The organism is Phormidium pseudopriestleyi FRX01 (assembly GCF_017313335.1).
GTDB lineage: Bacteria > Cyanobacteriota > Cyanobacteriia > Cyanobacteriales > Laspinemataceae > Laspinema > Laspinema pseudopriestleyi.
On record NZ_JAFLQW010000395.1, the window covers coordinates 1 to 5,643 of the forward strand.

Here is a 5,643-nt window from a genome sequence, read left to right on the forward strand (position 1 = left end):
AGGTCAAAAGAGGGTTTGGAGACCCTACCCCTACATGAAACAACGATTTGTCGCTTTCCGTTGGGAAAGGGTGTGGATTCTGACGACTTGAACCCAGTTCCAGATTAGACGGTCCCATTTTTGAGGGCATCTAGGAGAATTTCGGTGGCGGATTCGTATAACGGTAAAGTGATGCTAAACGTTGAGCCTTGATTCGGCTCAGAGGTGACAGAAATCCATCCTCCGTGGAGTTCGACTAATTTTCGGGTAATGGCTAAACCCAGACCACTGCCTTGATATTTGCGAGTGAGAGAGGTATCAATTTGGGAGAAGGGAGAAAACAGCCTCGGGCGATCGCACTCATCAATGCCAATCCCCGTATCCCAAACCACAAAGTGAATCCAATCATGAGGGCGAGTGAGCGTGTTCCGCCCTGGCTTGGATATCGCCTTCTCTCCAGCGTTTGACGTCCCCTCCCAGCCGTTGGGAGTTTCGCTGGCACTAGATCGATAAATTTTTAACCCCACCTCACCTTCTGGGGTAAATTTAATCGCATTAGTGAGGAGATTAAGGAGCATTTGTTTGAGCCTGCGCGGGTCAACCACCATAGATTCAAGGGAGGGGTCTACTTCCATCTGAAACTGTAAACCGTGATTAGCGACTCGCTCTTGAATCAAGCTGACGAGACCCTGACAAATATCGCAAATATAAACAAGTTGGGGTTCGAGTTCCAGGCGATCGGCTTCAATGCGGGAGAGGTCGAGGATATCATTAATCAGGGATAACAAGTGTTGTCCGCTGGTATGAATCCGGTCTAGGTAAATTTTTTGCTTACCGTTTAATGAACCGAATGATTCCTCTATCAGGACGCTGGAGAAGCCGAGAATGGCGGTTAAGGGGGTGCGGAGTTCGTGAGAGGTGGTGGCAATGAACTCTTCTTTGAGACGGTTGATGGCGGCTAGTTCTTGATTTTGCTCTTGCAGGCGCTGCCATTGGTGACGAAATTCACTGACATCTCGGGCGATCGCAATAATCCGATGGATTGAGCCGGTTTCGTCGGAGATGGGAGAGTACACGGTTTCTAGGGTTTTGTTTCCGATGGGGAAACTAATCTCGTGACTGACTAAAACGCGATCGCCCGTTTCATAGACATGACGCAACAGGGGTTCGATCGCCTCAGCGGCGTTTGCGCTCACTTCTCGATTGGTTTTTCCGATGATCTGTTCGCGAGTGAGGCCAAAAAAGGCTGCACCTGCCGCGTTAATCGATAAATAACGCTCTTCGGTGTCATATTCGACAAAGATATCACTGGATTGACGCAGAAAAGACCGAAAATAGTCAGCACTCAGACGGGAGGACTGTTCCTTTCGCAACAGACGGGCTTGGCGGATGGCGATCGCACAAACTTTGGCAACCTGCTTGACCAGTTCAATCTCGTCGCCATCAAAGTCTTTTTGTTGGGGTTGAATGATGCCTAACGCGCCGATGGAACCGCTATCATCCGCGATCGGGACGAGGGTTTGTTGGAAAAATGGGTTCTGGGCGGACTCGTGAAAATTCTCATCCCCAGGTAGGATGCGATCGCCAATTTCCTCACAATTAACCGGATCTAAGACACAGAGTTCCCCTTGTAATAGCACCGTCCGACAGTCCGGGGAAATCTGATTAAAGTCTAAGCGAATTGCAACGGGCAAGGCTTTTTCCGAAAGGGGGTTGAGAAACGATGCCTGGGCCTGATATACCCCTTGTTCCTCATCCCACAACAGGGCATGACAGCTATCCACCCCGAGAGTTTCCACGATTCCTTTTACGGCTGCACTGATTACACGGTCTTCATTGGTGGCACTGCTGAGGGTTTCGGTTAAGTGGCGAATCAGTTGCTCGAATTGGAGCGATCGCGCTAAGGTTGTGGTTCTCTGCTGTACCCGATCTTCGAGTTCCCGAGCATAGGTGCGTAATTGTTGGACGAGATTGGCTTGTTCGATCGCGATCGCCATCTGAGTTGCCACCGCTTGCACCAGTTGCTTTTCGTCCGTTGTCCATTGTCGGGGACCATGACAATGATGAACAACCAGCAATCCCCACAAGCTAGAAACACTCGCAGATTGGAGAACATTGGCATCAATCTCTGAGAGGTCCGCAGTTGAGTTCTGAAGTTCTCGCACGCCGAGCCTATCTGGTATAATAAACTCTTCTTGATTGCGCCCAATGGCGACTCCCATAAAACTGCGGACTTGAAATTGGTTAAGCATTTCTCGATGGCAATCGCTGAGGGCTGCACTTTGAATATCGGGAATTGACCCGAGATGTCCATTGCGATAGGCATCGCGATGGGCAAGGGGCATACAGTCAGGGGGAAACCATTGTCCCTTGATGGATGGATAAGGCGCTTGCACATCTTCCGCGATACAAACGCCACTGCCATCAGCCAAAAACTGGAAGGCAAGGGCGCGATCGGTGTCTAGGGCCTGTCTGAGACCCTCGACCCCGAGTTTTAAAATGGTGGGCAGATCGAACGTGGAGCGGATTTTAGCGGAAATTCGACTCAGGAGCATTTCCCGCGATCGCCGCTGTTGGATTTCCTGTTCGGCGCGGGCGCGATCGCTCAAATCCGTCACAAAAGTCATAAAATAGCTCTCATCCTCTTCTTCCCCCACCAGGCACAGGGTCACCTGTAGCGCCAACACCGAACCATTGGCGCAGATGTAACGCTGGCGCAGGGTTTGCCGTTTTATGCCCTCGCGCACCATTTGTTGAATCAGTCGCAAAAATGCCGCGAAATCTTCGGGATGGGAAATTGCCCGGGCATCTAAATAGCGCAGTTGACTCGGACTATACCCCGTCATTTGACAAAACGCTGGATTGGCTTTGACAATCCCACCATCAATGCTGTGGTAAACAATTCCCGTGGGACAGTCCCAAAACACCCCATCAAAGCCGGGATGAGGAAACGAGATCCAGGATGAGTGTTGATCGATGCAGTCTTGAGTTTGCTGATAAGTCAGGGGCGATCGCAAAGCCTCTCTCCCCCCAGAAAATCGCCGGGTTTGAGCCATCCTCTCCCCTTTTGGGTTCAACTCGCTCCGGTTGCCACTCTCTTCTGCAACGGCGATGGACGAGTCTTGGGAAGAAATTAAATGGAGCGTATGTAACCAAAACCGCCGCAATACCCGCTCATCATTTTCTAGATCCATCGCTTCCAAACCAGAACAGTGAGGAACTGCTGTCGCCAGGGTTGAGCTTCGGAGCAACTGGACGATCACCTCTGGATCGAACAATACTGATACTCTACTCATCGGCTCATTCCCTTCCCCAACCCCTGCAAATTCTTCCTCTGTGTGAGCTTGATCCAGTTCCACTTGAATCCAGATGTTTAGATGGGAACTCAGGGCCAGAATGCTCGTTTCCACTCCCCCTAGGGCAATCACCGGAACCGGCGCAAATCGTTGGGGCAAGCCCAACGGATAGTTTGGCTGGCTGGGTGCATTCGGCATGGATTGCACCTCCACTTCATCGACGGAAAACCGGCTTGGCGTCATGGCCGTTTTTACCGGATATGTCCCGACTCCAGATTCCACCTTCTCTGGAATCCTCTGCCCAGTTTTATCCCAAATTTTTTGGAGCTTTTGACACCGTTCTAAATTGTCTCCTACCACTAATAAAGCCCGTAACCACCCACTGCTTTCTAGGGCATGGCGCAGCAGTTGAAATAAAGAGAACAAATGTTCGCGGTCTAAATATAGGATGATTTGGCTGGGTAAACGATGATTCATATTTATTTTAGAATTTAGGGTTTCCATAGTTTTAGAGAGTATAGGGCCGATTTGTTAAATTTGGAGTTTGACTAAGTTAATGATTCCCTAACTGATTCGCAGTATTTAAAGAATTGCCCCAAGGACTTTAAACGTAATGTTTCTTTACAAAAGAGAGTAAAATTTCACCCTAGACAATAAGCAGAAAAGCTCGGGTAATCCGTCAACGGATTGTCAAAATAAGTTAACAAATTGTCCCCACACAACCCACCCCTTTTACCCTTGCCCATCGTCTCGACGGTAGTAAACATGACCTAGGGACTTGGAAAAATGCTCAGGTTTGAGGCGATCGCCTCCGACACCATAATCGAACCCACTTGAACTTTCTGACCCCTACCATCTCCCCAATCTTTACTGTACTCCATTTAGACCGGATTATAAAGAGCTGGACAGTGAAAAGTTCTGTATAACCCATCGTCAGTCGCTCTATGGCCTCAAAAAAAATGGACCGGCATAAAACCAGTCCATAAGTCATACTGTTTAAGATTCTAAGCTTAACCAGTGTTACCATTATGTACCTAAAACAGCGAATTGAGGAAATCATAAAAAGTCTAAGGCCCGCATTCAGCCGTGAGGCGGCGTTTGAATGGTTAGTGATTATGGTCTGGGGTATCCTGTTATGCAACCGGGCCCCGGCCATCACCAGTTATCTGAATGCGGTGGGACTGAGTGAATATTACTATGACCATGCTCTCCATTGGTTTCACGCTAAAAGTTGGAGTGCCAAAACATGATCACACCGATGGCATCAATGGTTGATTTCTCATGAAAATGTCAAACGGTTGAAGGGTAAACCTATTTATCTTGGGGATGGCATTAAAGTCCCGAAAGAAGGCAGAAAAATGCCCCTAGTTAAAAAATTACACCAAGAATCAGGTAATGTGACCAAACCTGAATGGATTAGGGGTCATTATTTTGGAGCTCTTAGTCTTTTATGACAATCCGGTGATTCTTTACTCGCCGTTCCGGTCACATTTGAGATTCAAGATGGGGTGGAAAAAGCTGATGATAAGTCCCCGAGCTTGGTCGATAAAATTTCGGGTTTATGTAGGGATTATATAAGGGCGGGAAGTTATGTTGTATAAGAAAGCTTATTTTGCGTCGAAAACACTAATTAAGGAGTTGAGGTTTCATTCACTTCACTTGATTACACGGGTCAAGATTAATACCGTGGCTAGATATCCGTTACCACCATCCCCCCGGAGCCAAGGTCCCGGCAGGCCGGCTATCTGGGGAAAGCGCCTGGAATTACGCACCTTATTTAATGACTCAGATGCTTTAACAACTGAATCGTTATCCCTTTATGGAAAAAAACAGCTCCTCAGTTATCAAACTGTAGATTTACATTGGGATAGTCCTAAAAATTTAGTCCGATTTGTACTGGTGTTGTGGTCAGAAGGAAAGCAAAGCATCCTGTTGTCAAACGACCTAAATTTGTCCGGAGTAGAAATTGTAATTGCTTATAGTTGGCGGTTTGAAATCGAAGTAACTTTTCAAACTTTAATCGAGATTTTATCAGGGTTTAGCTATCGGTTCTGGATGAAAAATATGCCTCGCTCTTCCCGAAACCCTAAAAATATGAATATCAAGGAATACTCTGAGCCTGAGCCGTTCAAAATAATAGAGAAAGTCGAAGCCTTTGAACGATTTGTCAATCTCAATGCTTTAGTTCTAGGGATTTTACAAGTCTTGAGCCTAGAAATACCCGCTGGCATTTTGAAGAGTTTTTCCGGGTGGTTCAGAACTGTCTCAAGCAGTGGTCATCAAGCGTGAACAAATTGTTCGGCTGACTCTGCTCCAAGCGGGTCCCTCTATTTTAGCCGAAAGTCCACCCAGCTTACTTTTGACAAAA

At 47.6% G+C, this 5,643-nt stretch carries 3 protein-coding genes; 2 read left to right on the forward strand and 1 reads right to left on the reverse strand.

What is annotated here, in order from left to right:
• Nucleotides 1–104 precede the first annotated feature (104 nt).
• Complete coding sequence (locus J0895_RS14945; RefSeq protein ID WP_207088855.1) at nucleotides 105–3,752, reverse strand: sensor histidine kinase; 3,648 nt, start codon at nucleotides 3,750–3,752, stop codon at nucleotides 105–107.
• Nucleotides 3,753–4,303: 551 nt separating this feature from the next.
• Here J0895_RS14945 and J0895_RS14950 point away from each other — a divergent pair.
• Complete coding sequence (locus J0895_RS14950) at nucleotides 4,304–4,525, forward strand: hypothetical protein (protein WP_207088856.1); 222 nt, start codon at nucleotides 4,304–4,306, stop codon at nucleotides 4,523–4,525.
• A gap of 436 nt (nucleotides 4,526–4,961) precedes the next feature.
• Nucleotides 4,962–5,564 (forward strand): hypothetical protein, encoded by a 603-nt coding sequence (locus J0895_RS14955; protein WP_207088857.1) that lies wholly within the window; start codon nucleotides 4,962–4,964, stop codon nucleotides 5,562–5,564.
• Nucleotides 5,565–5,643: the final 79 nt, after the last annotated feature.